The organism is Herbidospora cretacea (assembly GCF_001570605.1).
Taxonomy (GTDB): domain Bacteria; phylum Actinomycetota; class Actinomycetes; order Streptosporangiales; family Streptosporangiaceae; genus Herbidospora; species Herbidospora cretacea.
On sequence record NZ_BBXG01000006.1, the window covers coordinates 273,645 to 300,233 of the forward strand.

Below are 26,589 nucleotides of genomic sequence, written 5' to 3' on the forward strand. Positions count from 1 at the left end.
ATGTGGATCAATGAGCCTTCGGGCTGGACCGCCGACGGAGACGCCCTGACCTTCTCCGTCACCGGCGAGACCGATCTGTGGCGGCAGACACACTACGGCTACACCTACGACACCGCGCCGATGTACGGCCGCACCGTCGAGGGCGACGCCAAGGTGCGGGTCACCTTCACGGCCGACTACGCCGAGCAGTACGACCAGGCCGGCGCCATCCTCCGCGCCGACGAGAGCAACTGGATCAAGGCCGGCGTCGAGTTCGTCGACGGCGAGCTGCAGATCAGCGCCGTCGTGACCCGCGACTTCTCCGACTGGTCGGTCATGCGCGCCCCCGCGGGCACCACCTCGGTCACCTTCGAGCTCGTCCGCGAGGGCGACTCCGTGCACATCAACTGGGGCGTCGACGGCGGCGAGCCGGACACCCTCCTCCGGCTCGCCTACTTCCCGCCGGGCGTGCCCGCACTGGCCGGCGCGATGGCGGCGGCCCCGGTCGGCAAGGGCTTCGAGGTGCGGTTCTCGGAGGTCCTCATCACCGGTTGATCTCCTGTTGATCTTCCGGGTGTCGGTCACCCCGGTCCAGCCCGCATACTGTGATCGCACATGAGCGGGAAGGTCCGGGAATGGTGAGATTCGCTCCTTATAAAAGGTTCTCGTGGCCGCTCCGGTGGCTGTTCCGGACCCTGACGGCGCTGCTGGTGCTCGTGCTGGTCGCGGCGGGGGCGGTCGTCTGGACCGTACGGGCGTCGTTCCCCGAGCTCGACGGCGAGCTGCGGCTGGCGGGTCTCGCCAAGCCGGTCACCGTGCTCCGCGACGGGCACGGCGTGCCGCAGATCTACGCCGACACCGCCGCCGACCTGTTCATGGCGCAGGGCTACGTCCACGCCCAGGACCGCTTCTGGGAGATGGACTTCCGCCGCAAGACCACGGCCGGGCGGCTGTCGGAGCTGTTCGGCGGCTCCACCCTGGAGATCGACAAGGTGGTCCGCACGCTCGGCTGGCGCCGCGTGGCCGAGCAGGAGATGAACCTCCTCACCCCGGAGGCGAAGGCGGGTCTCGACGCCTACGCCGCCGGGGTGAACGCCTGGATGAAGGCCAACGAGGGCTTCGCCGCCAGGAGCCTGGAGTACGCCGTCCTGAAGCTCACCAACGGCGACTACGAGCCCGAGCCGTGGACGCCGGTCGACTCGCTGTCCTGGCTGAAGGCGATGGCCTGGGACCTGCGGTCCAACCTCGACGACGAGATCGAGCGCTCCGTCGACGCCGCGACCGTCCCGCGCGAGCGGGTCGAGGAGCTGTTCCCGCCCTACCCCTACGACCTGCACCGGCCGATCGTCACCACGGGCGGCGTCCGCGACGGCGCGTTCACCTCCGGCGGGCGGGAGGGGGGAGATCAGGCCGTCGCCGCGGCCTCCGCGCTGCGGAGGGTGTCGGCTGCGCTCGACGCGGTGCCCTCCCTGCTGGGCAGCGAGGGCGACCCGAAGGGCATCGGCTCCAACTCGTGGGTGGTGTCGGGGAAGTTCACCGACACCGGCAAGCCGCTGCTGGCCAACGACCCGCACCTCGGGCCGAAGATGCCGTCGATCTGGTATCAGGCCGGCCTGCACTGCCGGACCGTCTCGGCCGCCTGCCCCTACGACGTCTCGGGCTTCACCTTCTCCGGCCTGCCGGGCGTCGTCATCGGCCACAACCGGACGATCGCGTGGGGCTTCACCAACCTCGCCCCCGACGTGGCCGACCTCTATCTGGAGCGGGTGCGCGAGAACACGTACGAGATCTCCGGCACCTGGGCCCCGCTGGAGACCCGCGCCGAGCGCATCGAGGTGGCGGGCGGGCAGCCGGTGGAGCTGGCCGTGCGGACCACCCGGCACGGCCCGATCGTCTCCGACGTCTTCGCGCCGGTCGGCCCGCTGAGGAAGGAGGGCGTCGAGGTCGCGCTCCGCTGGACCGCCCTCGACCCCGGCATGACCGGCAACGCCATCTTCATGCTCGGCAGAGCCACCGGCTGGGACGAGTTCAGGAAGGCCGCGGCCCAGTTCGAGGTCCCCTCCCAGAATCTCGTGTACGCCGACACCTCCGGCAACATCGGCTACCAGGCCCCGGGGAAGATCCCGGTCAGATCGGGCGGCGACGGGAAGTGGCCCGCCGAGGGCTGGAGCGGCACGCAGGAGTGGACCGGCTTCATCCCGTTCGACGAGCTGCCGATGGCGTTCAACCCCGAAGAGGGCTTCATCGCGACCGCCAACAACGCGGCCGTCGGCCCCGGCTACCACCACTTCCTCACCGACGACTGGGCCTACGGCTACCGCTCCCAGCGCATCGCCGACCGCCTCACCCGGGCGATCGAGGCCGGGAAGGTCACCAAGGACGTCATGTCGGAGATCCACATGGACTCCTACAACGGACTGGCCCCCATCCTGGTCCCCCACCTGACCCGGGTCGGCGGCGCCGACAGCGCGCTCCTCACCGGCTGGGACTTCACCCAGGGCCGCGACAGCGCCCCGGCCGCCTACTACAACGCCGTCTGGCGCAACCTGCTGGCGCTGACCTTCCACGACGAACTGGGCGACAAGCAGCGCCCCGGCGGCAACGACCGCTGGTGGGAGGTGGTCCGGCGGCTGCTCGACGACCCCAGGGACACCTGGTGGGACGACGTGCGCACGCCCAGGGACGAACAGCGCGACGACATCCTCCGCGCGGCCCTGGTGGCGGCGTCCAAGGAACTGCGCGAGAAGCTCGGCGACGACCCGGGGAGCTGGACCTGGGGCGACCTGCACACCCTCGAACTGACCAACGAGACCTTCGGCACCAGCGGCATCGCGCCCGTCGAGTGGCTGTTCAACCGCGGCCCCTACCCCCTCGCGGGTGGCAAGGACGCGGTGAACGCGACCGGCTGGGACGCCGCGTCGGGCAGCTACGAGGTCGACTGGGTCCCGTCGATGCGGATGGTCGCCGACCTGGCCGACCTCGACGCCTCGACGTGGGTCAACCTGACCGGCGCCTCCGGCCACGCCTTCCACGGCAACTACGCCGACCAGGCCGACCTGTGGGCCGACGGCGAGACGACCCCGTGGCCGTTCACCGAGGCGGCGGTCCGTAAGGCGGCGACCGACGAACTGACGCTCACCCCGTAGAGGCTGCGCCGGGCGCGGCGCGGCCGTCGCGCCCCCGGCCGGGCCTACAACGGAGTAATGACCAGGGAAGTGATCAGCGCCGACGGCGTGCCCGCGCCCGGTGGCGCCTACTCGCAGGCCGTCGTCGCCCACGGGTTCCTCTACACCGCAGGGACGGGCCCGCACGACCCCGTGACCGGCGAGGTGGTCGGCGGCGACGTCGCCGCCCAGACCCGGCAGACGCTGGCCAACCTCCGCGCGCTGCTCGCCGCCCGGGGGCTCGACTTATCCGACGTCGTCAAGGTGACCGTCCACCTCGACGACCTGCACCGGGACTACGAGGCGTACAACGCGGTCTACGAGCAGACGATGGCCCGGCCGTTCCCCGCCAGGACCACCGTGGGGTCGACGCTCGACCACAAGCTGGTGGAGATCGATGTGGTGGCCGTGCTCCGCGACTAGCCCAGCACCCGGCCGAGCCACTCCGACCGGGTGCGGCGGGCCTCGGCCGACAGCGCGGCCTCGGGGTAGAGGGCGTCGAAGCCGTGGAAGCCGCCGTCCCACACGTGCAGGTCGGCGCGGCCGCCGGCGGCCCAGATGCGGCCGGCGTAGGCGACGTCCTCGTCCCGGAAGACCTCGGCGGAGCCCGCGTCGACGTACGCGGGCGGCAGGCCCGACAGGTCGGCGGCGATCGCCGGGGAGACGTAGGCCGGGACGTCGTCGCCGGTCAGGCCGCCGAGCACGGCGCGCCAGCCGTAGGCGTTCATCTCCCGGCTCCACACCCCCGGGCCGGTGAACTGCAGGGTGGACGTGGTGGCGTCGCGGTGGTCGAGCATCGGGCAGATGAGCACCTGGGCGGCGAGCGCGGGCCCGCCCCGGTCGCGGGCCATCAGCGCGACCCCGGCGGCCAGCCCGCCTCCGGCGCTGATGCCCGCCACGACGATCTTCGCCGGGTCGACGCCGAGCTCGGCGGCGTTCTCGGCGGCCCAGGTGAGGGCGCGGTGGCAGTCGTCGGCCAGGGCGCTGCCGGTGACGTCGGGGGCCAGCCGGTAGTCGACGGTGACGACGACCGCGCCGAACCGGTCGAGCCACTCCAGCGGGATGTCGAGATTGGCGAACCTGTCGCCCATGATCATGCCGCCGCCGTGGATCCAGACGACACAGGGCGCGCCCACGGCGCCGGGCGGGCTGAGCACTGTCACCGGGATCTCCGCGCCGTCCTCGGCGATCACGGCGACCTCCCGCCGCTCCACGTCCCGGCCGCCCAGGAGGGTGTCGAGGGGAGGAGACGGGATGCCACGCAGCATCGCGACCACCTCAGGGGTCAGCTCGGGCATGAGCGGCAGATCGGCGGCCAGGACACGGAGCTCGGCGTCGACGGCGGGCCGGACGGGGATCATGGTGAGTCCTCTCTCAGGGGTCTGTTCCGCCGAGATGGCGAAATTTCGTGACTGGGGGACAGGCACGGCGCTGTCAGAAGGTGGCTTTGCCGTTCACCGGGGTGAGGTCGGTGTAGGTGGATTCGCCGGCCAGCAAGGGGGCGATCCTGGCCACCATCGCCTGGGCGGTCTCGCCCGCGAACAGCCTGTGGTGGTCGTCCTCGGTGGTCCAGCCCTCGGTCACCTGGACGACGTCGGGGTCGGCGGCCGAGCGGCTGACCAGGTAGACGACGCAGTGTTCGCTCGCGGCCGGGCCGCCCGCGTCGAGGCCGGTCAGCAGGAGGGCGACCAGGTCGTCTCCCCGGCCGGGCAGGGCGGTCATGGTGGCGGTGAATCCGTAGGTGGCGTTCATGCCCGTTCCTTCTTCTCGGAGGATTTTCCGTTGCCTCCATTACAGGGCCCTGTCCCTGCTCACGGGTAGAACGATGCTCGTCAGGGCTTGCCTGATCCTCTCAAGGGCGCTGTAATCGTGCCATGGAAGAGCTGCGCCGCCTGCTGAACCGGCATGCCCGGCCCGACATGACCACCCCCATCGACGGAGTGCTCGTGTCCCGGGTCGATCGGTCCGACCCGGCCGAGACCTCCATGTCCGGGACGGTGCTGGCCGTCATCGCCCAGGGGGAGAAGCGGCTCGCGCTCGGCGACCGGGTCTACGACTACCGGGCCGGTCAATATCTCGTCGCCTCCGTCGACCTGCCGGTCACCGGCCGGTTCGTGGGTGCGACCAGGGAGGAGCCCGCGCTCGGGTTCGGGCTGGTGCTGAGGCCTGAGGCGGTGGCCGAGCTGCTGCTGGCGGCCGGGCCCGGCGACCTCCCGCGCGAACCGGCCGGGACACCCTCCGGGCTGGCGGTCAGCGACGCCTCCGCCGAGCTGCTCGACGCGGTCGTGCGGCTGCTGCGGCTCATCGAGCGGCCGCGCGACCGGGCGGTGCTGGCGCCGCTCGTCATCAAGGAGATCCTCTGGCTGGTGGCGACCGGGCCGCAGGGCGGGGTGGTGCGGCAGCTCGGGCTGGCCGACAGCGGGCTCAGCCACGTCGCGCGGGCGGTGCGGTGGATCCGCGAACACTACGCGCAGCCGTTCCGGGTGGAGGAGGTGGCGAGGCTGTCGGGCATGAGCGTGTCGGCGTTCTACCGCAACTTCCAGGCGGTCACCGCGATGAGCCCCATCCAGTTCCAGAAGCAGATCCGGCTCCAGGAGGCCCGGCTGCTGCTGGCCACCCGCCCCGGCGACATCGCCGGGGTGGGCCATCGGGTCGGCTACGACAGCCCGTCGCAGTTCAGCCGGGAGTACCGCCGCCAGTTCGGCACCCCGCCCAGCCAGGACGCCACGCTGCCGAGGCCGGCCCCCAGGACGATGGCCGCCCTGCCCTGACGGCCGGTCGGCGCCGGATGCGGCGTGGGGCGCCGACGGCGGTCGGGGCCAGGGCAGGCGGAGCCGTAACGGAAGAAACGCTTTTAAGACGCGGTGACGGACGAGATCTCGTTGAGGGGGAACTCCAGGTAGTCGCCGGCCTCCTCGCACCACGCGTCGAGGACGCCGCTGTGCAGTTCGCCGTGGCTGACGGTGGCCGTCACGCCGTCGGACAGGGTGATCAGCGCGCGGACGCCGCGGTCGACGACGAAGCCGAGGAGCGACTGCTGGGCGGTCGGCAGGCGGCTGGCCATCCGGCCGATCAGCGCCCACGTCTGGCCGTTGGGGCGGTCGTCGTCGCGGTGCTTGAGCAGGCGGGCGGCGTGTTCGTGGGGGTCGGGCGGGGGTTCGGTCAGCATCGGCGGCGGGTCGAGCTCGGCGACCCGTCCGCCCGGCAGCAGGATCAACCGGCCGCCCTGCGGCTCGCGCCGGATCTCGATGTCGCCGGTGTCGTTGACGGGCACGGGCGCGTAACCGGCCTCGCGCAGCGCGCGCAGGGTCCGGTCGGCGGGGGAGGTGCTGGCCAGCACCGTCGGGGCGAGCTGGCGCAGGCCCAGTTTCGCGAGCTTGCGGTGGGCGGCTATCTCGGCCAGCAGCCCCGGGTCGGAGCCCTGCACGATGCAGCCGACCGACGTCACGGTCACCTCGCCGTGGCGGCGGGCGACGTCGTTGATCAGATAGGTGAGCGGCTGGGGGAGGGTGCCGACCTGGGCGAGCTCGTCGAGCAGCTCGTCGGCGGTCGACCCGGCGTCGAGGGCCCGGCGGACGGTCGCGGCGCTGAATCGCCAGATCGACGCCGCGCCCTTGGCCTCGCGGGTGGCGACCCGGTCGAGCAGCGAGGCCAGCTCGACCGCCGGAGGACCGGTGACCACGGCCGTCAGGTCGGCCCCGAACAGCGCGGTGCGCTGGGCGCTGGCCAGCGCCCGGGTGGAGCAGTCGGCCAGCGCCGGGTCGTGTTCGACCTCGGGCGCCGAGTCGTCGTTCTCGTCGCCCGCGACCGAGCCGAGCGCGGCCAGCGCGCGGCCCAGATCGGTGAGCGAGTCGCAGGCGGTCAGGCCGAGGATGCGGGACTCCTCCAGAATGCCGGGCGCGCACTCGGCGAGCAGTTCGCGGTCGAGCAGCGGGGCCCGCCAGTGGACCGACTGGACGAGCTCCTGGAGCGTGGCGAAGCCGTGGCCGGGCTCGACGTCGGTCAGGGCGCCGAGAACGGCCCGGCGGATGCGGGCGATGGTCTCACCGGCCGGGTCGTCGCCGAGCACCACCGGATAGCGGCCGTCGACGCGGCGCAGCGACGAGCGCTCCATCCGCCACCAGGAGGCCAGCAGCACCCGCAGCCGGTGGGGGGCGTCTTCGAGCCGCCAGGCGTCGAACCGCTCGGTCGGCGCCAGCCCGCCGGCCTTCTCGTCGAGGGCGAGCAGCCGGGCCACCGCGCAGACCTCGATCAGCAGCCGGGTCTCCTCTTCGGAGGTGCCGGTCTCCTTGGCCACGCGGCGGAGCTCGCGCACGCCCACGCCGCCGTTCTTCAGCAGCGGGAGGGTGGTCTTGTCGGTGTTCTCCAGCAGCGCGGTCGCGCGGTCGAGCAGGTGGGGCGCGGCCAGCGCCATCGCCAGGTCGACGGCGTCGCGGTCGACCGGGATCGTGGCCAGGTCGGGCGGATAGGGCGTGAAGGGGCCGTGGTATTCGGGGCCGCGCAGGCCGAGGGCGACCTCGCGGGGCATCTCGGCGACGTCCCATTGGGTGCGGAACAGCAGGCCGCGGTCCTGGGCCCACTTCTCGGGGGTGCCGGGGTTGACGAAGCGGTTGCCGTCGACGCTGCGGACCGGGCCGTCCCAGGCGAAGTCGTCGAGCAGGCCGACGGTCCCCTCCGGCGCCGAGGCGAGCAGGTCGCCGAGTTTGTCGGGGTCGCTGAGCAGGGCGGTCACCCGGGCCACCATCTGGCGTTTGCCGCCGGCCGGGGCGATGCCCAGGGTCCGGCACATGCGCCGCAGGCCCTCGGTGTTGAGCGCCCACGACTCCAGGTAGCCGTGGAGGGGTTCGCCCAGGCCGCAGGGGGCGGTCCACCAGCGGGCCACCGCCTCGGCGAGATGGATGCGGCCGTCGGGGGCGGGCCAGGCCAGCGCGCAGTCGTAGAGCCGGTCGAGCCACGGGATGACCTCGGAGGTGGACACGCCGAGGAACCGGGCCAGTTCGTCTTCCGTGGGGCGGCCGCCGATGACCAGGCACGCCTGGAGGAGCTCCAAAGGGGGCAGCGGGAGGCCGCGCATGACCTCCATGACCGCGAACGTGTTGCCGAGCCGCTGCGCGAGCGCGTCGATCCGCCGGGGCCAGGGCGGGGCGATCGCGTCGGGGCGGTTGGCCAGGACACGCGCGAGCCGGTTTTCGTCGAGAGTTGTCAGCCAGGCGATTAGGTGATCGTCCATCACAGATCTCTCAGGGCCTCGGGAAGCCGCGGTGGTGGAGACGCACGTGAGATCAAGATATTCGGCACCGCAGGCGACGAAAAGGTCATTCTCCTGTTCTCCCTCCTCCCCGCGAGCGTGCTGGACTCCACCTCAGCACAGGATCACGCGGGAGGAAGGCAATCCCGGATACTCAATGGGGATTTCCTGGCCGGGTGTTAACAGTGGTCCCAAAGGCATCAGGAAGCGAGCCGGAGGCGGCCGAAGGCCGTCTCCGGCTCGCGCTGTGAATCTGCCGCGAAGAATCGCCGGCCGAGGGGTGCCCCCGCGCAGTCCGGGCTGCACGGGAGCACCCCTCGGCCGGCGAGGCATCAGGTGAGAACGGCCCAGACGGCCTTTCCCTGGGGGGCGAGCGGCGACCAGCCCCACCGCACGCTGATCGACTCGACGATGTGCAGGCCGAGCCCGCCCGGTTCGAACGGGGCCGGGTCGCGCAGCACGGGGTGGGCCGAGCCGGGGTCGGTGAGCGCGCAGGCGACGAACGCGCCGCGCCGGATGAGGGCGAGCCTGATCACCTCGCGCCGGGGCCGCCCGCCGATCTCCAGCCCGTGGCGCAGGGCGTTGGTGGCGAGCTCCGAGACGACCAGCTCCATCCCGTCGCACAGCTCGCCCAGGTCCCAGCCGGTCAGCGTCCCGGTCGCGAAGCTGCGGGCGCTGTGGACCGAGTCCGCCTTGGGCGGGAGGACGAAAGTGGCGGCCTGGGAGGCGGAGAAGGCGGGCAGGAGGTCGCGCGCGGGTTCGGGCCACCAGCCGACCGGGGGCCACCAATCGAGTGCCGACCATTCGAGGACCGAGTGCACGAGATCATGATGGGGCACGGTCTCGTGCATGTGCAACAGCGGATGCACGTGCAGATGGTCGTTGCAGGCGCTACCGTTACCCAAAACGACCCTGGGACGAAAGGGGCGATCTTTGACAGACTGTAGTTCAGTCCACATACCGGAGGAATGACTCGTGTCGATCGACCCGCCAGGTTCCGGCTCCACCGTCCGGCGCATCATGCTCGGCGCCAGTCTCCGGAGGCTGCGCGAGGAGCGGGAGCTCACCCGTGAGGAGGCCGGATTCCACATCCGGGCGTCCGAATCGAAGATCAGCCGAATGGAGCTCGGCCGGGTCGGATTCAAGACACGAGACGTCGAAGACCTGCTCACCCTGTACGGCGTCAGCGACGACGCCGAACGCCGGCAGCTCCTGGAGATGGTCCGGGAGGCCAACACGCCCGGTTGGTGGCACAAGTTCGGCGAGGTGCTGCCGGGCTGGTTCGTCACCTTCATCGGACTGGAAGAGGCCGCCAGCGTGATCCGCACCTACGAGGTGCAGTTCGTGCCCGGTCTGCTCCAGACGTCCGCGTACGCGCGCGCCGTCATCCGGCTCGGGTTCCCCGACGCCCCCGATGACGAGATCGAACGCCGCGTGCATGTGCGGATGCAGCGACAGGAGCGGCTCGCCAACGCGGGCGGCCCGCGCCTGTGGGCGGTCATCGACGAGGCGGCGCTACGCCGGCCCATCGGGGGGCCGAAGATCATGCGCGAGCAGATCGAGCATCTGCTCGACGTGGCCCGGCTGCCCAACATCACTCTGCAGGTGATGCCGTTCCGCTTCGGCATGCACGCCGCCGAGGGCGGGGCCTTCACCATCTTGCGGTTTCCGGAGTCCGACCTTTCGGACGTGGTCTACGTCGAGCAACTCTGGGGCGCTCTGTACCTCGACAAACGCGAGGACATCGATCCTTACCTCACGGCCATGGAACAGCTCTGCGTGGAGAGCACCACGCCGGGCGGGACCAGGGACCTGCTCGATGATCTTCTGAGAGAGAAAGTGTATGCAGACTTATAACGGGATGCCCGCCACCGCCCTTTCGGGCGTCCAGTGGCGGAAGAGCCTGCACAGCAACTCCACGGGGAACTGCGTGGAGCTCGCCGAGCTGCCCGACGGCGGGGTCGCCGTCCGCAACTCCCGGTTCCCCGAGGGGCCGGCGCTCATCTACACGCGGGACGAGATCCGCGCGCTCGTGCTCGGGGTCAAGGACGGGGAGTTCGACGGCCTGGTCGCGTAACGCCCTTTTAACACGAGGTTCACTCACTTAACCGGTTTGGGCCGGGGGTGTAACACGGGTCGGGCAGCATGGTTCCCATGCTGGACCAGATGACCCTGTACCCCGTCGCCGACGACGTGCTCTTCGCACCCGGCGGCCGGGTCGTGATCAGGACCTACGGCGTCGCCTCGGCGGCCGACCCCCTTGACGGCCAGCCGAGGTCGGTGGCCTACCGGACGTGGGTCACCGGGGTCCGCGACCAGCCCCGCTACTGGCGCTGGGGACACTTCGAAGACGCCCGCCGGGGCCACCGCAAGGTGCTCGAATGGCTCACCGGGCGCGGACCGCAGCCCGCGCCCGTCAATCCCTAGCCGTCTCTAACGGACGGGCGAGTTCCAGGTCAGGACCACTCGCTCGCCGTGTTCGTAACCCAGTGAGCAGTAGGTGCCGGTGTCGAGCCGGAGCAGCCGCCCCTCGGAGGCGGGCAGGCCGAGCCAGCGGGCCGCCAGCACCCGCAGGAAGTGGCCGTGGGCCACGAGCAGCACCGAACTGTCGTCTCCGGTGAGCGCGTCGACGGCCCGGGTGATCGCCCGGTCGGCGCGCTCGCCCACGTGGTCGACGTTCTCGCCCGGGTGGGCCGAGTCGCCGGGGATCACGCCGTCGCGCCAGATGTACCACCCGGGGATCGTCTCCCTGATGGTGGCCGTGGTCACGCCCTCGTAGCCGCCGTAGTCCCACTCCCACAGGTCGGGGTCGGTCTCCCAGCCGGTGAGCCCGGCCAGCTCGGCCGTCCGGGCCGCCCGCTGGGCCGGGCTGACCAGGACGAGGGCGAAGTCGCAGGCCTTGACGACGGAGTCCAGGGCCCGTGCCTGCGCCTCGCCGTGGGGGGTCAGCGGGATGTCGGTCCGCCCGGTGTGGCGACCGGCTTTGCTCCATTCGGTCTCACCGTGGCGCAGCAGGATGATGTTCACCAGCCCCATGATGGCCGTTACACGGGTGGATAGTCTCTGATCGCCGACGTGTCGCGACAAAGGGGAGCAGGCTGATGGAACCGGTATCTGTGGGGCTCATCGGGGCCGGGCCGTGGGCCGGCATGATCCACGCGCCGAAGCTCGCCGCCGGACCGGACACCCGGCTGGCCGGGATCTGGGCCCGCCGTCCCGACGCCGCGCGCGAACTGGCCGCCAGGAACGGCACCCGCGCCTTCGAGCTGCTCGACGAGCTCTTCGACCACTGCGACGCGGTGGCGTTCTGCGTGCCGCCGGGCGTGCAGGCCGAACTCGGGGTACTGGCCGCGCAGGCCGGGAAGGCCCTGCTGCTGGAGAAGCCCCTCGCCGACAGTCTCGACGGCGCGCTCCGGCTGGCCGACGCGGTCGCCGAGTCGGGCGTGCCGACGCAGATGGTCTTCTCCTTCCGGTACGCCGCCGCGACCGACGCCTTCCTGGAGAAGGTCGCCGGGATCGACCCCTTCGGCGGATACGCGGCCAACATCGGCGGCGCGCTGCACGGCGGCCCGTTCGCCACCCCCTGGCGGCTGGAGCGCGGCGCGATCCTCGACGTCGGCCCGCACATGCTCGACCTGCTCGACGCGGCGCTGGGGCCGATCAGCGGGGTCAGGGCCCACGGCAACTCCCTCGGCTGGGTCGGGCTGCTGCTCGAACACGAGACCGGCGCGGTCAGCGAGGCGTCGCTGACCATGGCCGCGACCGGGGACCTGCCCGACGCGCGGGTCGAGGTCTTCGGCCGCAACGGCTCGGCCACCCTGTTCGGGGCGATGCTGGGCGACGACGCCTTCAGCCGGATGGTGGCGCAGTTCGCCCAGACGGTCAGGAACCGGGGCGGCCACCCGCTCGACGCCGCCCACGGCCTGCGCCTCCAGCGGATCATCGCGGAAGCGGAGCGGCAGCTCTCCGCCTGAGCAGCAGCGCCATCCCCAGGGCGAGCGCGGCGCTGCCGGCGGCCGGGACGAACGTGCCCGGCGTGAACCCGGTGACGGTCAGGGTGAGCAGCCCGGCCGCCGACAGGCCGACCGCGCCGAGCGTCCGGAGCGGGGTGGAACTCGTCGGCGGGGCGGCCTCGAACCGGCCGAACAGGGCCGTCAGCACGGTCAGGACCAGCGCCAGCCAGCCCAGCCAGATCGGCAGCAGTGTCCACCAGGTGGCCGACCACGGCTGCGGGGTCTCGATGCCGAAGCCGGCGAACGCGACCCCGCCGACGGTGATCAGCGCGGTCATGTGCCAGAGGTAGAAGGTCATCATCCGGGGCGCGAGCCAGCTCAGCACCGGCGCGGGCAGCGCCCGGTTCAGCCACTCGCGCGCCCACAGCGCCAGGCCGAGCTGCCCGGCGAACACCGCGAGCATCACCGCGCTCGGCGGAGCCATGTTGCTGGGCATGCCGGGCATCCCGATCATGCTGGCCGGGTAGGGCCCGGCGGCCACCATGGCCGCGGTCAGCCCGAACCCGGCGGCGGCCAGGGCGAGGGCGCGGCGGCCGGTGAGGGTGAGCCTGCCCTGGGCGTACAGGAACCCGACCTGGTGGACGGCGAGCCAGACGAACGCGATGTTCAGATATCCGGCCTGCTCGAACCCGGAGAAGCGGACCACGTCGACGGCGAGCGCCGCCGCCGCGCAGAGCGGCAGCAGGACCCGCGCGGGCACCCGGGCCAGCAGCGGCGTGGTGACGACGGCGAGCAGGTAGACGGCGAGGAACCAGAGCAGCTGGCCGACCAGCCGCGAGGCGACCTCCAGCGGCTGGGCCGGGACGCCGAGCGCGCCGAGCAGGTAGGGCAGCGGCAGCCACACCGCGATCAGCGGCAGCACCGGCCAGCCGAGCCGGACCACCCGCTTGCCGATCCACTTCTCGGCGCTCTGCGGCCTTCCGGTCCAGCTCAGGTAATTGGCCGCGCCCCCGGCGAAGAACACCAGCGGCATGACCTGGCTGATCCAGGTGATCAGCGGCACCGAGGCCAGCGCGTTGCCGGTGACCAGGTCGCCGCCCCGGTCGAGCAGCACCGGCATCGTCCAGTGCTGGACCACCACGAGCACCATGCCGAGCACCCGCAGCACGTCGACGAACGGGTCGCGCGGCGAGGCGACGGGATGGACGGGATGGGGGATCGTCATCGACATGGGGGCCGCCTCCGGGGGGAATCAGGTCCCCTTCAGCGTTCCGGGAACGCCCCGCGAAGTCGGTCCCGCGAGCACCCGTCTCGATCTACGGGCCCCCGCTACCCCGGATGGTGGTGCTGGCTACACCCTCGGCGAGACCGCCGGTGTCACACCCCGCTCAGGTACGCCAGCACGGCCAGCACCCGCCGGTGGCCGCTGTCGCTCGGGGGGAGGCCGAGTTTGGCGAAGATGTTGCCGACGTGCTTGTGCACCGCCCGTTCGGTCACCACGAGGGAGGCCGCGATGTCGGTGTTGGAGTGGCCCTCGGCCATCAGCGACAGGACCTCGCGCTCGCGCGGGGTGAGGGAGTCGATCGGGTGGGCGTGCCGTCTGACCAGGAGCTGGGCGATCACCTCGGGGTCCATCGCGGTGCCGCCCTTGGCCACCCGCTCCAGCGCGTCGACGAACTCCGACACCCGGGCCACGCGGTCCTTCAGCAGGTAGCCGATGCCGCCGCCGCCTCCGGCGAGCAGCTCGGTCGCGTAGGTCTGCTCGACGTACTGGGACAGCACCAGGATCGGCTGGCCCGGGTGGTCGCGGCGGACCTGGATCGCCGCGCGCACGCCCTCGTCGCGGAAGGTCGGCGGGAGGCGGATGTCGACCACGGCGATGTCGGGCCGGTGGCCCGCGACGGCCCGGTGGAACTCCTCGGCGGTGCCGACCGTGGCGACCACCTCGTGGCCCTCGGTGTTCAGCAGCAGCGCCAGGCCCTCGGCCAGCAGGACGCTGTCCTCCACGATGATCACTCGCACGGCAGCTCCACCCGCAGCGTCGTCGGCCCGCCGGGCGGGCTGGTCAGTGTGGTCTCCCCGTCGAAGGCGCTGACCCGGCGGCGGATCCCGGCCAGGCCGGAGCCGCCGTCCTCGTCGGCGCCGCCCCTCCCGTCGTCGGTCACCTCGGCCTCAAGCCTGTTCCCGGTACGCCTGACCCGCACCTGCGCCGAGGAGGCGCGGCTGTGCCTGGCCACGTTGGTCAGCGCCTCGGCGATCACGAAGTAGGCCGCCGCCTCGACCGCCGCCGGGAGGCGGCCCACACCGGCCGTCTCGACGTCGACCGGCACCGGCGACCGGGCGGCCAGCGCCGCGACGGCGCCGGGCAGGCCGCGGTCGGCCAGGATCGGCGGGTACATGCCGCGGATGATGTCGCGCAGCTCGGTCATCGTCTCCTCGGTGCTGAGCCGGGCCTCGGTGATGAGGGCGGCGGCCTTGGCGGGGTCGTCGGCCAGCACCCGTTCGGCGATGCCGAGCCGCATCGCGATGGAGACCAGCCGGGCCTGCGCGCCGTCGTGCAGGTCGCGTTCGATGCGGCGCAGCTCCTGGCCGTGCGCGTCGAGCGCCTCGGTGACCCGCTCGGCCAGCCGGACGTGCCGCGGCGCGAGGATGGCCTTGGCGAGCCGGAACAGCCCCTCGGCGACCAGCGGCACCACCCGGAAGCCGACCGCGCCGACCAGGCCGAGGAACAGCGGCACGGTGACCGCCACCCGCGCCCACGAGTCGAGCGCCCACGGAAGATGAATGGCGTGCTCGGGGAGCGGGGCGAACCACCACAGCGGGATCGACAGGCCCCAGCCGAGCGCGCCCCACAGGCCCAGCGCCAGGCCCGCGCCGAGCGGGCCGGTGACGACGTGGAGGGCCAGGAAGCCGAGGTCCCGCCAGGTCTGCGGGTCGCCCGTGGCGACGCGCACCCGGGTGAGGACCCCGCCCCTGATCGGCTGGTAGGTCGCCGTCACGCGTTCCCCCAGCCACGCCCCGGCGTTGCGCCGGGCCAGCGACGCGACGCCCCGGTTGAGCCGGATCGCGAACGGCAGCAGCACCAGCCCGAGGTAGGTCGCCGACAGGACCATCGTGACGACGGTGACGAGGAGCGCGACGACGCAGAGAGGGACCAGCAGAAGGTCCAGCACGAGCCGCCCGGTGGCCCTCACGGCCCGCCACACCATGGGGGTCAGCCTAGCCACACGTTCGCGGCGAAAGGGCTGTTGGTACCGTATGGGACGCGTGCCGCCGCAGCGAAGTCCGGTGTGAACCCGGCGCTGTTCCCGCAACTGTGAATCCCGTCCCCGGCGGGTGAGCCAGGTCGCCTGCGTCGGCGCCGACGTCGTCCGCCCTCGTGGAAAGGGTGATCCGTCCCCCGGGTCTCTCGTTCCCGGCAACTCCCCCCGGAGGAAACTCGTGAGGCCCCTACGCACGGCGCTCGCGGGCGTGTTGCTGGGTGTCACCCTGCTGTCCGGCTGCGGCAGCAGTGACACCGCCACCCCCGCCCCCGCGTCCGCCCCCGCTCCCGGTCCCACCGCCGCGGCCGGGCGGAGCGGTCCCTTCCCGGTGACCGTCCAGGCCGCCAACGGCGCCGTCACGATCGCGGCCAGGCCGCAGCGCGTCGTGTCGCTGTCGCCCACCGCCACCGAGTCGCTGTTCGCCATCGGCGCGGGGCCGCAGGTCGTCGCGGTCGACGACCAGTCGAACTACCCGCCCGAGGCGCCCAAGACGGCGCTGTCCGGGTTCAAGCCCAACGTCGAGGCCATCACCGCCGAGAACCCCGACCTCGTGATCGTCTCCAACGACCTGGAAGGCGTCGTCGCCGGGCTCGGCGAGGTCGGCGTCCCGGTGCTGGTGCTGACCGCCGCCACCAAGATCGACGACGCGTACGCCGAGATCGAGAACCTCGGCACCGCCACCGGCAACCGGGCCAAGGCCGACGAGGTCGTGGCCGGGATGAAGCAGAAGCTCGCCGACCTGGCCGCCAAGGCCCCGCAGGCGAAGCTGACCTACTACCACGAGCTCGACGTCACCCCCTACGCCGCCACCTCCACCACCTTCATCGGCCAGATCTACGGCCTGTTCGGCCTGGTCAACATCGCCGACGAGGCCCCGGACGCGGCGGGCGGCTACCCCAAGCTGTCGGCCGAGTTCGTCGCGAAGGCCGACCCCGACCTGATCTTCCTGGCCGACGTGAAGTGCTGCGGCCAGAACGCCAAGGCCCTCGCGGAGCGGCCGGGCTGGGGCGGTCTGAAGGCCGTCGGGAGCGGCGACGTGGTCGAGCTCGACGACGACGTCGCCTCGCGCTGGGGCCCCCGCGTGGTCGACCTCGCCGAGGCCATCGGCGCCGGGGTGGCCAAGGCCGCGGGCTGATGGCCGGGGTCCTCTCGCGGGGCTGCCGCCCCGAGGCTTTCGCGGCCGGATCCAGGGCGGTCCGTTGACGCGCAAGGGTGTGGCGTTCGCCGGGGCCGCCGTCGCGCTGGCCGCGTGCATGACCGCCGGGCTCATGGTCGGCGCGGCCGGGCTGCCCCTGAAGGGGGTGGTCCTCGCGCTGGCCGACCGGCTGCCGTTCGTCGAGGCCCACTCCGGGCTGACGCCGCTGGAGACCGGGGTGCTGTTCGAGCTGCGGCTGCCCCGGGTGCTGCTCGGCGCGATGGTCGGCGGGCTGCTGGCCGTCGCGGGCGCCGGGTACCAGGGGGTGTTCCGCAACCCGCTGGCCGACCCCTACCTGCTGGGGGCCGCCGCCGGGGCCGGGCTCACCGTCACGCTGGTGATCGTCGTGCTGGGCGACGGCGTCGGGGTGCCGCTGGCGGCGTTCTGCGGGGCGGCCGGCGGGGTGCTGCTGGCCTACGGGCTCGGCCGCACCGCGACCCGGGGCGGCGGGACCGCCACGCTCGTGCTCGCGGGCGTGGCGGTGACCTCGTTCCTCACCGCGATCCAGACGTTCCTGCAGCAGCTCAAGGTCGAGGAGCTCCAGCGCGTCTACGCCTGGATCCTCGGCGACGTCGGCGGCGGCTGGGACCAGGTGGTCATGTGCGCGCCCTACGCCGTCGTGGCCGCCGCGATCCTGCTGCTGCACGGGCGGCTGCTCGACGTGCTGTCGGTGGGCGACGACGAGGCGTCCTCGCTCGGGGTGCGGGCCGGGCGGGTGAGGCTGGTCGTGCTGGTCGCGGCCTCGCTGGCGACCGCCGCCGCCGTGTCGGCCGGAGGGCTGATCGGGTTCGTCGGCGTGGTGGTGCCGCACGCCGTGCGGCGGCTGGCGGGAGGGTCCTACCGCGTGGTGCTGCCGCTGTCGCTGCTGGCCGGAGGCGCGTTCCTGGTGGGCGCCGACCTGATCGCGCGGACCGTGCTGGCCCCGGCCGAACTGCCGATCGGGGTGGTCACCGCGTTCGTCGGGGCGCCGTTCTTCGTCACCATCCTGCGGGCCACCAGGAAGGTGGAGACGTGACCGTCGAGATCACCGGCGTCGGCGTGGACCTCGGCGGCCGGCCGGTCCTGCGCGGGGTGAGCGCCGTCGCCCGGGAGGGCCGCTGGCTGGCCGTCATCGGGCCCAACGGGGCCGGGAAGTCGACCCTGCTCAAGGCCGTGATGGGGCTGGTGCCCTTCGACGGCGTGATCACGGTGGGAGGTCGTCCGGTACGCGGCCTCGCCCCCCGCGACCGCGCCCGGATGCTGGCCTACGCGCCGCAGAGCCCGCTGCTGCCACCCGACATGACCGTCCACGAGTACGCCCTGCTGGGGCGGACGCCGTACATCCCCTATTGGGGGCGCGAGAGCGCCCGCGACACCGAGGTGGCCCGCGCGGTGCTCGACCGCCTCGACCTCACCGGCCTGGCCGCGCGCCCGCTGGAACGGCTCAGCGGGGGAGAGCGCCAGCGGGTGGTGCTGGCCCGCGCGCTCACCCAGCAGGCCCCCGTGCTGCTGCTCGACGAGCCGACGACCGCGCTCGACCTCGGCCACCAGCAGCAGGTGCTGGAACTGGTCGACCGGCTGCGCCGCGACGACGGCCTCACCGTCGTCAGCACCCTGCACGACCTCACCCTGGCCGCCCAGTACGCCGACGACCTGCTCCTGATGAGCGGCGGCGAGGCGGTCGCGGCCGGCGCCCCCGGCGAGGTGCTCACCGAGGACCTGGTCACCCGCCACTTCGGCGCCCGCGTGAGCATCGGCGCCGGACCGGCCGGACGGCCGGTCGTGCACCTGCGCCGCCCTACGACGTGAACTTGACGCTGTTCACGATCGTCGAGATCAGCGTGTCGTCACACTTGGACGACGGGCAGAAGAACGTCATCAGCGCCGATGGCTGGCCGGCGCGGGTCACCAGGTAGCTGCGGAAGTCGAGCCGCCCCGCCCCGGTCGAGTCGCTCAGGAAGCCGCTGACCTTCAGGCCGGGCTGCCCGCCGACCGTCGCCGCCGAGGCGACCCCCGGGATCGACACCGTCCCGGGGAGCGTCGCCTGGAGCCCGGCCTGGACCGACTCCAGGGCGTCGCTGGCCGAGATCGTGTCGGTCGTCTGGGCGACCAGGCCGCTCGACTTGTCGGGGGAACTGGAGATGATCGGGTTGACCCCCGACCAGTCGGAGTTGCCCGGCACGCTGAACAGCGCGTCGAATGCGTCGGCCGAGGCCGCGAACGTGACGTGCTGGTCGGAGTAGTCCTTCCGGGTCCACGTCGACGGATAGCTGAAGCTGAAGGGGGCCGCGACGGTGCCCGGGAAGGAGTCCCAGGTCGCCTGGGCGTCGCCGCCGCTCTGGCTCACCACGTAGACCGCGCCAGCCGCGATCAGCGCCAGCCCCAGCAGCCCGCCGACCACCGGGCCGACCGGGAACTTCTTCTTCTGCTGGACGCCCACCCGGGCCGTCGGCGCCTGCGACATCTGCGAGGGGTGCGACGGGTGCGAGGGGTGCGACGGATAGGTGTAGGGCGGGCTGGACATCGGATGGGACATCGGGTGGGAGGCCGGGTTCGGGTGCACCGGCGGCGTCGACGGCCACGACGTGCGCGGGACCGAGATCGGGCTCGGCAGGTCGCCCTCCATGCCGCTGATCGCGTCGCGCAGCGCCGACACGAAGGCCGTGCACGTCGGATAGCGGTCGAGCGGCGACTTGGCCAGCGCCCGCGACATGACCTGGTTCACCACGTGGGGCAGGTCGGGCCGGTAGGGCGTCAGCGGCGGCGGGTCGTGGGAGACGTGGGCGTAGAGCAGCGCGAGCTCGGTGTCGCGCTGGAACGGCGGCAGCCCGGCCAGCGCCTCGTAGACGACGCACGCGAACGAGTAGCCGTCGGCCCGGCCGTCGACCGGCAGGCCCCGGATCTGCTCGGGCGCGACGTAGCGCGGCGTGCCCATGAAGTGGCCGTGGCTGGTCAGGCCGGTGTCGGCCGAGGAGCTCTTGGTGAGGCCGAAGTCGGTCAGGTAGACGTGGTCGTTGCCGGTCACCAGGATGTTGGCCGGCTTGACGTCGCGGTGCACCAGCCCGTTGGCGTGGGCCTCGTCGAGCGCCGAGGCGATCTGCGAGAACAGGTGGTTGGCCCGCGCCACCGGCAGCGGGCCGTTCGACTGCACCAGCTTGCGCATGTCGCTGCCGCCGTCGACGTAGCGCATCGCGATGAAGAGCATCCCGTCGTGCTCGCTGGCCTCGTAGATCGGGATGATGTGCGGGTGGTCGATCGAGGCCACCAGCCGCGACTCGCGGACGAACCGGTCGCGGAACCGGCTGTCCTCGGCGAGCTGCGGGGCCAGCACCTTGAGCGCGACCGCGCGGCCGAGCCGCTGGTCGCGCGCGCGGTAGACGGTGGCCATGCCGCCCCGGCCGACCACCGCCTCGATCGTGTAGTCGCCGAGCCGCTGCCCCACCAGCGCCGGCATCTCACTGCTCATGGCGCGTCCGAGGGATGCCCGCAGAAGCCGCAGAACCGGTGGGCGTGGCCCAGCCGCATGCCGCACTGGGTGCAGAACTTCTTGGACGTCCCCGCCTGCGCCCCCGGGTGCGAACCCGGATTGCTGCCGGGGTTGGAGCCCGGGTTGGAGACGTAGGGCTGCCCCGACGGCGGTGAGATGTCGTGAACGGGCTGGCCCGGGTTGGGGGTCCGGTAGACCTCCGTCTGGGCCGGCCATGAGGTGACCATTGCGTGTTCCCCCGATAGCTCCTGCTGGTCCTCCCCGTTGCGGCGGCGCCGCAGCAGGAACGGCACCGAACCGGCCGCGACCGCCCCGACCAGGACGACGCCGCCGGTGATCCAGATCCACGGCGCCACCCCCGACGACGGCTTGGGGACCGGCACGGGCGAGGACTTCTTCGACGCGGCGTCCTCCGCGGTGCCCGCCTTGGCCTTGGCGACGCGCAGGTAGTCGAGCGCCACCGCGTGGTCCTGCCGCAGGGTCAGCACCTGCTGCAGCACCGGCGCGGCGTTGCCGTAGAGCTTGTTGTGGTAGGCGGCGAGCGCCTGTTCGTAGACGACGTCGACGGGGCCGCGGCGGGGCGTCACCCCGGCCGCCACCAGGGCGGTGCGGATCTCGTCGACGGGCGTCACCGTCGCGGGCAGGCTGCCGCCCCCGGACAGCACGCCGACGACCTCGCTCTTGCCGTCGTCGATCACCGCCGCCCCGACCGCCCCCGCTTCGATGAGTTTGTCGACTTTGTCACGTTCCGCCGTCTTGAAGTTGCGGCTGCCGGGCGGGTCGAAGTGGGCCGTGTCCATCTTCGGCGGCGTCTTGGCCGCCGGGCGGGCGGCCAGCGTCATGATGTCGACCGACTCGACCTGGGCGCTGATCGTGGTGCCCATCGGGACGGTCGGCAGGTTGTTCTTCGGCCCCGCGTTGACCTTGAGGACCGCCGGGGACGACGGCGCGTCGCCCGTCGACAGGACCTCGGCCTCCAGCCCCTCGGGCAGCGCCGGGTCGAGATAGGGGAAGGCGGTCACCTTCGTCTCGACGGTGGCCTGGCAGGTCGAGTTCTGCGAGCGCGGCGGGTAGCAGGCCTGCAGGCGGATGTTGAGGTCGGGGTCGTCGACGGTGTGCCGCTCGAAGTCGGCCGGGATGTCGACCTTGAAGTATTCGGCGAAGACCTTGTTGGCGGCGTACACCTGCAGGTCCCTGTCGGGCTTGACGACCTGGGTCGCCGTCACGATCACGCCGTCGGGGGTGACCGTGAACCCGCTTCCGGTGCCCAGCTCCACCTCGTATTCGCGCTCGACGCGCTGGAGGCGGCTGCGGTCGTCGAGGAGGGTGACGGAGACGACGGACTCGGACTCCACCCGGACCGCACCCGGGGTCACCCGGTCGGTCGAACCGCTGGGGTGGGGGTGCAACAGGGGCATGCCCAGGACACCCAGGGCGCCGAGCCCCGCGATGACTGCCAGGCGGGGCATGTCCGCCTCCTTACCGTGAATGACGATTTCCAGCGTCTCAGCGCCCGGATACCCCTGCAAGGGCTCACACGGTCACCGAAACTCACTTGATACCGGCCAATGATCACGCCAAGGCTTGCAATCCGCTTGTAATCAGATTGAACGGGAGAACCTGCCGCTTCGCGGGGCGACCAGGACACACTAATCTGCCGTCATGGCCCTCCGCATCCCCGCGCCCTCTCGGAGCGACCTCCTCATCGGCGCCGCCGTCGCGGCCGTCGGCACGCTCGAAGCGTTCACCACCGCGACCTCCTACGGCGCGGCCCAGAACCCCGAGCTCTGGTGGATCCCGCAGGCCCTGATCGCCGGGGCCGTGCTCTGCTTCCGCCGCGTCTCACCGGTGCTCGTCTTCGTGGCGACCGTGGTGATCCAGTTCCTCTGGCACCGCCAGGGGTTCGAGATGTGCCAGGTCCACCAGCAGATCGCGCTCCTCATCGCCTTCCACGGCCTGGGCGCCCATCTGCCGTGGAAGCGGGGCGCCCTCTGGGGCCTGGGGGGCATCTTCGTCTTCGACATCGGCGCGGTCGACATGCGGCCGCTGCCCATCGAGGAGGCGATCTTCCTCACGGTCATGTTCGGCTTCGCCTACCTGACCGGCGTGGGCCTGCGCGCCTGGCTGGTCCGGGCCGAGAAGGCCGCCCGGCAGGCCGCGCTGGCCGAGGTCGAGCGGGAGCGCCGGGCCGCCGAGGCGGTCGCGGCCGAGCGCAGCCGGATCGCCCGCGAGCTCCACGACGTGGTCGCCCACAGCGTCAGCATGATGGTCATGCAGGCCGCGGGGCTCCGCCGGGCCCAGGGCGGCGACAACCCCGTGCTGACCGGGATCGAGCAGGCCGGGCGCGACGCCGTCAACGAGCTGCGGGTGATGCTGGGCGCGCTGCGGATGCCGCAGGACGAGGCGCTGCCCCAGCCCGGCCTCGACATGGTGCAGAACCTGATCTCCACGGTCAGCAACACCGCCCTGACGGTCACCCTGACGATCGCCGGCGAGCCGGTGCGGCTGGCGCCGGGTCTCGACCTGTCGGCCTACCGGATCGTCCAGGAGGCGCTCACCAACGCGGTGAAGTACGCCGGCGAGGCCGACGTCCAGATCAAGATCACCTACCACCCGCTCTCGGTCACCCTGGAAGTGACCGACAACGGGAAGGCCGCCGGGACCGGCGGTCTGTCGACGGGCAACGGCCTGATCGGCATGCGCGAGCGGGCCGAGCTGTTCGGCGGCACGCTCGACGCGGGGCCGCGCGAGGAGGGCGGGTTCCGCGTCCGCGCGGTGCTGCCGACCTCCCCGGGGGTCGTGCTCGTATGAGCGGGAGCATCAGGATCGTGCTGGCCGACGACCAGGCCATGATCCGGGCCGGGCTCCGCATGGTGGTGGAGAGCGAGCCGGGCATGGACGTCGTGGGCGAGGCCGCCGACGGAGTGGAGGCCGTCGCGGTGGCCCGCCGGGTCAGGCCCGACGTCGTCCTGATGGACATCTCGATGCCCCGCATGGACGGCCTGACCGCCGCCCGCCAGCTCCTCGACACCCCCGACCCGCCCAAGGTCATCATGCTGACCACCTTCGACACCGACGAGAACCTCTACGCCGCCCTCCGGGCCGGGACCAGCGGCTTCCTGCTCAAGGTGTCGCCGCCCGAGCAGCTCGTGGAGGCGATCCGGGTGGTCGCCGCCGGCGACGGGCTGCTCGACCCGGCGGTCACCACGCGGGTGATCGCCTCCTTCGCCGGCCGCCACGAGCCGGTCCGGCCGCCCCAGCTCGCCGACCTGACGCCGCGCGAGCTGGAGGTCCTGCGGATGCTCGCGAAAGGCCTCACCAACGCCGAGATCGCGACCGCGCTCTTCGTCGGTGAGGCCACCGTCAAGACCCATGTGGCGCGGGTCCTGATGAAGCTGAACCTGCGTGACCGCGCTCAGGCGGTCGTGTTCGCGTACGAGTCGGGCGTGGTGACGCCCGGCGCCGTCGGGTAGAACGAGATCCAGTCGGCGTCGCTCATCCGCAGGATCTTGACGCCCCAGTAGCCGAAGGCGATCACCGGCACGCCCCAGGTGACCACGGTGACCGGGCCGTACTCCAGCAGGAAGCCGACCCACCAGCCGACCAGGATCAGGATGGTCGTCCAGAGCGGGGCGAAGCCCGCCCGCCACAGGGCGATGGCGACCAGGCCGGCGCCGACCGGGCCGAAGAACAGCCACGGCATCTGGAACCCGAAGACCACGCCGGGCAGGTTGAAGATCTCGTCGAAGATCTTCGCGGCCTGCTCGGGCGTGTTGTGCTGCCCCAGGTACCACTCGACCGGGTCGACCATCAGCAGGGCCGACAGCGACAGGAAGCCGATCACGGCCAGCGAGCCGCCGATGTGGGCGAGCACCGCGCCGCGCCTGCGGGCGAAGTGCAGGACGCCGATCAGGCCGACCGGCAGCAGCATCCACGACCAGTGGTAGAGCGCCGACTGGAGCTGGGCCAGGGCCGGGTTGTCCTGGTAGCTGACGGACTCGCGGATGTCCCCCCACGTGCCCGGGTCGACCACCACCGCGACGAACTGCAGCAACGGCGAAACGATCAGCACCAGGCCGATGGCCCAGCGCCGGAAGCCGGTCGAACTCTTGAACATCTCTCGTCTCCCCCTCGGGTATCTCTCAACGTGGCGGAACGTTAGGAGCCCGGGTCCCGGGGCGACGTCCCCATCACGGGTGATTCACCGTCACTCCGGAGAGTGACTTGCGGTTGCATCCGGACATTGGCATATATTTTTCGTCAAGAGGTATCGATAGCAGGAGAACTTTCATGACTGCGTTCCCTAAGGTGCTGTTCGACGAGAGCCACAGTGAGGCATGGACGATCCGGCGCGACGTCGCCCAGGCGATGAACCCGGGTCACCCCGACGACAACTCCTACGCCCGCGCCGCGGACCTGCTCCGCCGCCTGGGATCCCAGGTATCCGCCCACACGGACGGGACACTTGTCCTGGAGGGCCAGGACCTGCTGGTCATCGCCCATCCGTCGGCGCAGCGCTGGGAACGCACCACCGGTCTGGGCAGCCCCGTGTTCTCCCCGGAGGAGATCGACGCGATCGAGGCGTTCGTGACGGCCGGGGGAGGGCTCCTCGTCCTCGCGGAGGAGGAGCAGGAGAAGTACGGCACCAATCTGGGTGACCTGCTGTCCCGGTTCGGGGTGAGCGTCGTGCACACGACCGTCCAGGACCCGGCCAACCGGTTCAACAACGTGGCCTCCTGGGTGCTCGGCGAGCCGGCGCAGGGGTCGGTCAACGGGGCCGACGTGCTGGCCGGGGTGCGGCGGGCCTGCTTCTACCGGGCCGGCGTGCTCGACGCGCCGAAGGCGACCACCCTGTTCTCGACCTCGGCGAGCGCGACCCCCGCGAACGCGCCGCTCGCGGTGGCGCTGACCCACGGCGCGGGCCGGGTCGTCGTGGTCGCCGACTCCGACCTGTTCGGCGACGACTCGATCGACGACCTCGACCACGCGCGCCTGTGGGGCAACCTGGTGACCTGGGCGGCGCGGTCCCCGCAGGGCCACGGTTCCGCCGCTGCTGGACGGCCGGAGTTCGCCGCCCTCAAGGAGGCGGTCGAGGCGCTCAGGCCGTACACGGCGAAGGACGGCGCCTTCGACGGCGATCCGGAGCTGATCCGCGCCGTGGCCGGCCGGGTGGCCGAGCTGGCCCCCCGCTTCCCGCACGACGAGGCCTACCTCCACGCGGTCCAGCGCGACCTCGGCAAGTGGGCCGAGACCGGCGGCGGCAAACCCGACTTCCTCGACTCGCTCAACGCCTTCCACCCCGACGAGCAGCGCGAAGACGGGCTGGAGCACCTCGTGGTGTTCCCCATGTACACCCAGAACGGCAACCCGAACCGCAACCTGGAGGCGGTCTGGATCAGGACCGTCTGGCCGCAGTGGCTGGCCGGCCTGGAGGCCGGGGGCTACGACAACCCGATGTTCGTGCCCATCGCCTTCGAGGACTTCACCGCCGGGTACGACACCAACTCCGCCGTCCTGTTCCCGGAGACCGTGGTCGTGCGGGAGACCCCGCCGCGCTTCACCTGGGGCGGCATCTTCTGCGACCGCGAGGCCGCCCGGTTCCGGATGGTGACCGACGCCGCCGCCAAGACCCTCAAGCTCGACCTGCCGCCGGACGCCGCCCGCCTGGTCGCCTCGCAGGAGCTCGCCCAGGAGACCTTCACCATGTGGGACCTGGTGCACGACCGCACCCACTCCCACGGCGACCTGCCGTTCGACCCGTTCATGATCAAGCAGCGGATGCCCTACTGGCTCTACTCGCTGGAGGAGCTGCGCTGCGACCTGACCGCGTTCGGCGAGGCGGTGAAGCTGGAGGCCGACGGGGTGCCGCACGCCCGCTACGTCCAGCTCGCGATCCTGTTCGACCGGCTGTTCCGCTTCCCCGTCACGGGTGAGCGGGTGCGCAACTACGACGGGCTCGGCGGCCAGCTCATGTTCGCCTACCTGCACCGCAACGACATCGTCCGGTGGACCGACAACCGCCTGTCGATCGCCTGGGACCGGGTCGCGGGCGGCGTCGCCGACCTGCGGGCCGAGGTGGAGAAGCTCTACCGCGACGGCATCGACCGCTCGAAGCTGGCCCACTGGCTGGCCGCCCACGACCTGGTCGCCGCCTACGTCGCGCCCCACCCGGCGTCGAGGTGGGCCGCGCGGGACCTGCCGGAGGAGCAGAAGGCCATGGTCGACGCCGTGCTGCCGGACGAGTTCCCCCTGAGCATGTTCTACGAGGCGCTGCGCCGTAAGCTCGCCGACGTGATCGAATCGACGAAGGGTGTGCGCTGA

General features: G+C 72.0%; 25 protein-coding genes. 14 read left to right on the forward strand and 11 right to left on the reverse strand.

Annotation, left to right across the window (positions count from 1 at the left end; translation table 11 throughout):
• The 3 genes from AW270_RS14040 to AW270_RS14050 all read left to right on the forward strand — a co-directional run bounded on the left by AW270_RS14040 (position 1) and on the right by AW270_RS14050 (position 3,566).
• Positions 1–534 carry a DUF1349 domain-containing protein gene (locus tag AW270_RS14040; RefSeq protein WP_061294708.1) on the forward strand — a complete coding sequence of 178 codons (534 nt, stop codon included), beginning with the start codon at positions 1–3 and terminating at the stop codon, positions 532–534.
• Between the two features lie 80 nt (positions 535–614).
• Positions 615–3,125: a penicillin acylase family protein gene (locus AW270_RS14045; RefSeq protein ID WP_174549868.1), complete on the forward strand. Its 2,511-nt coding sequence runs from the start codon at positions 615–617 to the stop codon at positions 3,123–3,125.
• A gap of 57 nt (positions 3,126–3,182) precedes the next feature.
• Positions 3,183–3,566 (forward strand): RidA family protein, encoded by a 384-nt coding sequence (locus tag AW270_RS14050; RefSeq protein WP_061294711.1) that lies wholly within the window; start codon positions 3,183–3,185, stop codon positions 3,564–3,566.
• Here the strand turns inward: AW270_RS14050 and AW270_RS14055 are convergent.
• Together AW270_RS14055 and AW270_RS14060 are read right to left on the reverse strand one after the other, a co-directional pair.
• Complete coding sequence (locus AW270_RS14055) at positions 3,563–4,504, reverse strand: alpha/beta hydrolase (protein ID WP_061294714.1); 942 nt, start codon at positions 4,502–4,504, stop codon at positions 3,563–3,565. The genes AW270_RS14050 and AW270_RS14055 overlap by 4 nt on opposite strands.
• Positions 4,505–4,577: 73 nt before the next feature.
• The gene (locus tag AW270_RS14060) at positions 4,578–4,895 is read right to left on the reverse strand and encodes a putative quinol monooxygenase (protein ID WP_061294717.1); all 318 of its coding nucleotides are present in this window, start codon (positions 4,893–4,895) and stop codon (positions 4,578–4,580) included.
• Between the two features lie 122 nt (positions 4,896–5,017).
• On the opposite strand from AW270_RS14060, the gene AW270_RS14065 reads away from it, so the two are divergent.
• A complete protein-coding gene (locus AW270_RS14065) occupies positions 5,018–5,914 on the forward strand; it encodes an AraC family transcriptional regulator (RefSeq protein WP_061294718.1) in 897 nt (298 codons plus the stop codon).
• 83 nt (positions 5,915–5,997) lie between these two features.
• Here the strand turns inward: AW270_RS14065 and AW270_RS14070 are convergent, their stop codons facing one another.
• Positions 5,998–8,373 (reverse strand): helicase-associated domain-containing protein, encoded by a 2,376-nt coding sequence (locus AW270_RS14070; protein ID WP_061294721.1) that lies wholly within the window; start codon positions 8,371–8,373, stop codon positions 5,998–6,000.
• A 350-nt stretch (positions 8,374–8,723) separates the two neighbouring features.
• On the reverse strand, positions 8,724–9,260 hold the full coding sequence (locus AW270_RS14075) for an ATP-binding protein (protein ID WP_245674705.1): 537 nt from the start codon (positions 9,258–9,260) through the stop codon (positions 8,724–8,726).
• A 106-nt stretch (positions 9,261–9,366) separates the two neighbouring features.
• Here AW270_RS14075 and AW270_RS14080 point away from each other — a divergent pair, with 106 nt between their 5' ends.
• From AW270_RS14080 to AW270_RS14090, 3 genes are all read left to right on the forward strand, one after another.
• Positions 9,367–10,248, forward strand: coding sequence for a Sco1979 family transcriptional regulator (locus AW270_RS14080; RefSeq protein ID WP_082801539.1), 882 nt, complete (start codon positions 9,367–9,369; stop codon positions 10,246–10,248).
• Positions 10,235–10,468 (forward strand): DUF397 domain-containing protein, encoded by a 234-nt coding sequence (locus AW270_RS14085; protein ID WP_061294725.1) that lies wholly within the window; start codon positions 10,235–10,237, stop codon positions 10,466–10,468. The genes AW270_RS14080 and AW270_RS14085 overlap by 14 nt, the downstream gene beginning before the upstream one ends.
• Positions 10,469–10,545: 77 nt before the next feature.
• Positions 10,546–10,818: a hypothetical protein gene (locus AW270_RS14090; RefSeq protein WP_061294728.1), complete on the forward strand. Its 273-nt coding sequence runs from the start codon at positions 10,546–10,548 to the stop codon at positions 10,816–10,818.
• A gap of 6 nt (positions 10,819–10,824) precedes the next feature.
• On the opposite strand, the gene AW270_RS14095 is transcribed toward AW270_RS14090, so the two are convergent.
• On the reverse strand, positions 10,825–11,421 hold the full coding sequence (locus tag AW270_RS14095) for a histidine phosphatase family protein (RefSeq protein WP_061294844.1): 597 nt from the start codon (positions 11,419–11,421) through the stop codon (positions 10,825–10,827).
• Positions 11,422–11,492: 71 nt separating this feature from the next.
• Here AW270_RS14095 and AW270_RS14100 point away from each other — a divergent pair, with 71 nt between their 5' ends.
• Positions 11,493–12,365 carry a Gfo/Idh/MocA family protein gene (locus AW270_RS14100; protein ID WP_061294730.1) on the forward strand — a complete coding sequence of 291 codons (873 nt, stop codon included), beginning with the start codon at positions 11,493–11,495 and terminating at the stop codon, positions 12,363–12,365.
• Here the strand turns inward: AW270_RS14100 and AW270_RS14105 are convergent.
• The 3 genes from AW270_RS14105 to AW270_RS14115 all read right to left on the reverse strand — a co-directional run bounded on the left by AW270_RS14105 (position 12,331) and on the right by AW270_RS14115 (position 15,553).
• Positions 12,331–13,575: an acyltransferase family protein gene (locus AW270_RS14105; RefSeq protein ID WP_061294732.1), complete on the reverse strand. Its 1,245-nt coding sequence runs from the start codon at positions 13,573–13,575 to the stop codon at positions 12,331–12,333. The genes AW270_RS14100 and AW270_RS14105 overlap by 35 nt on opposite strands.
• Positions 13,576–13,721: 146 nt before the next feature.
• Positions 13,722–14,366: a response regulator transcription factor gene (locus AW270_RS14110; protein WP_061294734.1), complete on the reverse strand. Its 645-nt coding sequence runs from the start codon at positions 14,364–14,366 to the stop codon at positions 13,722–13,724.
• Complete coding sequence (locus tag AW270_RS14115; protein WP_061294736.1) at positions 14,357–15,553, reverse strand: sensor histidine kinase; 1,197 nt, start codon at positions 15,551–15,553, stop codon at positions 14,357–14,359. Before AW270_RS14115 ends, AW270_RS14110 begins: the two co-directional genes overlap by 10 nt.
• 232 nt (positions 15,554–15,785) lie before the next feature.
• Between AW270_RS14115 and AW270_RS14120 the strand changes: the two genes are divergently transcribed.
• The 3 genes from AW270_RS14120 to AW270_RS14130 all read left to right on the forward strand — a co-directional run bounded on the left by AW270_RS14120 (position 15,786) and on the right by AW270_RS14130 (position 18,590).
• A complete protein-coding gene (locus tag AW270_RS14120) occupies positions 15,786–16,742 on the forward strand; it encodes an ABC transporter substrate-binding protein (RefSeq protein ID WP_061294738.1) in 957 nt (318 codons plus the stop codon).
• A 118-nt stretch (positions 16,743–16,860) separates the two neighbouring features.
• Positions 16,861–17,817, forward strand: a complete 957-nt coding sequence (locus AW270_RS14125; RefSeq protein ID WP_082801553.1) for a FecCD family ABC transporter permease — start codon at positions 16,861–16,863, stop codon at positions 17,815–17,817.
• Entirely contained in the window at positions 17,814–18,590 is a 777-nt protein-coding gene (locus tag AW270_RS14130; RefSeq protein WP_061294742.1) for an ABC transporter ATP-binding protein, read from the forward strand. Before AW270_RS14125 ends, AW270_RS14130 begins: the two co-directional genes overlap by 4 nt.
• Here the strand turns inward: AW270_RS14130 and AW270_RS40550 are convergent.
• Entirely contained in the window at positions 18,580–20,247 is a 1,668-nt protein-coding gene (locus tag AW270_RS40550; protein ID WP_063819200.1) for a serine/threonine-protein kinase, read from the reverse strand. The two genes, AW270_RS14130 and AW270_RS40550, sit on opposite strands and share 11 nt — an antisense overlap.
• A complete protein-coding gene (locus tag AW270_RS14140) occupies positions 20,244–21,737 on the reverse strand; it encodes a S1C family serine protease (protein ID WP_061294744.1) in 1,494 nt (497 codons plus the stop codon). The genes AW270_RS40550 and AW270_RS14140 overlap by 4 nt, the downstream gene beginning before the upstream one ends.
• A 193-nt stretch (positions 21,738–21,930) precedes the next feature.
• Here AW270_RS14140 and AW270_RS14145 point away from each other — a divergent pair, with 193 nt between their 5' ends.
• Both AW270_RS14145 and AW270_RS14150 read left to right on the forward strand, forming a co-directional pair.
• On the forward strand, positions 21,931–23,079 hold the full coding sequence (locus AW270_RS14145) for a sensor histidine kinase (protein ID WP_061294745.1): 1,149 nt from the start codon (positions 21,931–21,933) through the stop codon (positions 23,077–23,079).
• Entirely contained in the window at positions 23,076–23,741 is a 666-nt protein-coding gene (locus AW270_RS14150; RefSeq protein WP_061294747.1) for a response regulator, read from the forward strand. Before AW270_RS14145 ends, AW270_RS14150 begins: the two co-directional genes overlap by 4 nt.
• On the opposite strand, the gene AW270_RS14155 is transcribed toward AW270_RS14150, so the two are convergent.
• Positions 23,684–24,385: a hypothetical protein gene (locus AW270_RS14155; RefSeq protein WP_061294749.1), complete on the reverse strand. Its 702-nt coding sequence runs from the start codon at positions 24,383–24,385 to the stop codon at positions 23,684–23,686. The two genes, AW270_RS14150 and AW270_RS14155, sit on opposite strands and share 58 nt — an antisense overlap.
• A 173-nt stretch (positions 24,386–24,558) precedes the next feature.
• On the opposite strand from AW270_RS14155, the gene AW270_RS14160 reads away from it, so the two are divergent.
• Positions 24,559–26,589, forward strand: a complete 2,031-nt coding sequence (locus tag AW270_RS14160; protein WP_061294751.1) for a DUF6421 family protein — start codon at positions 24,559–24,561, stop codon at positions 26,587–26,589.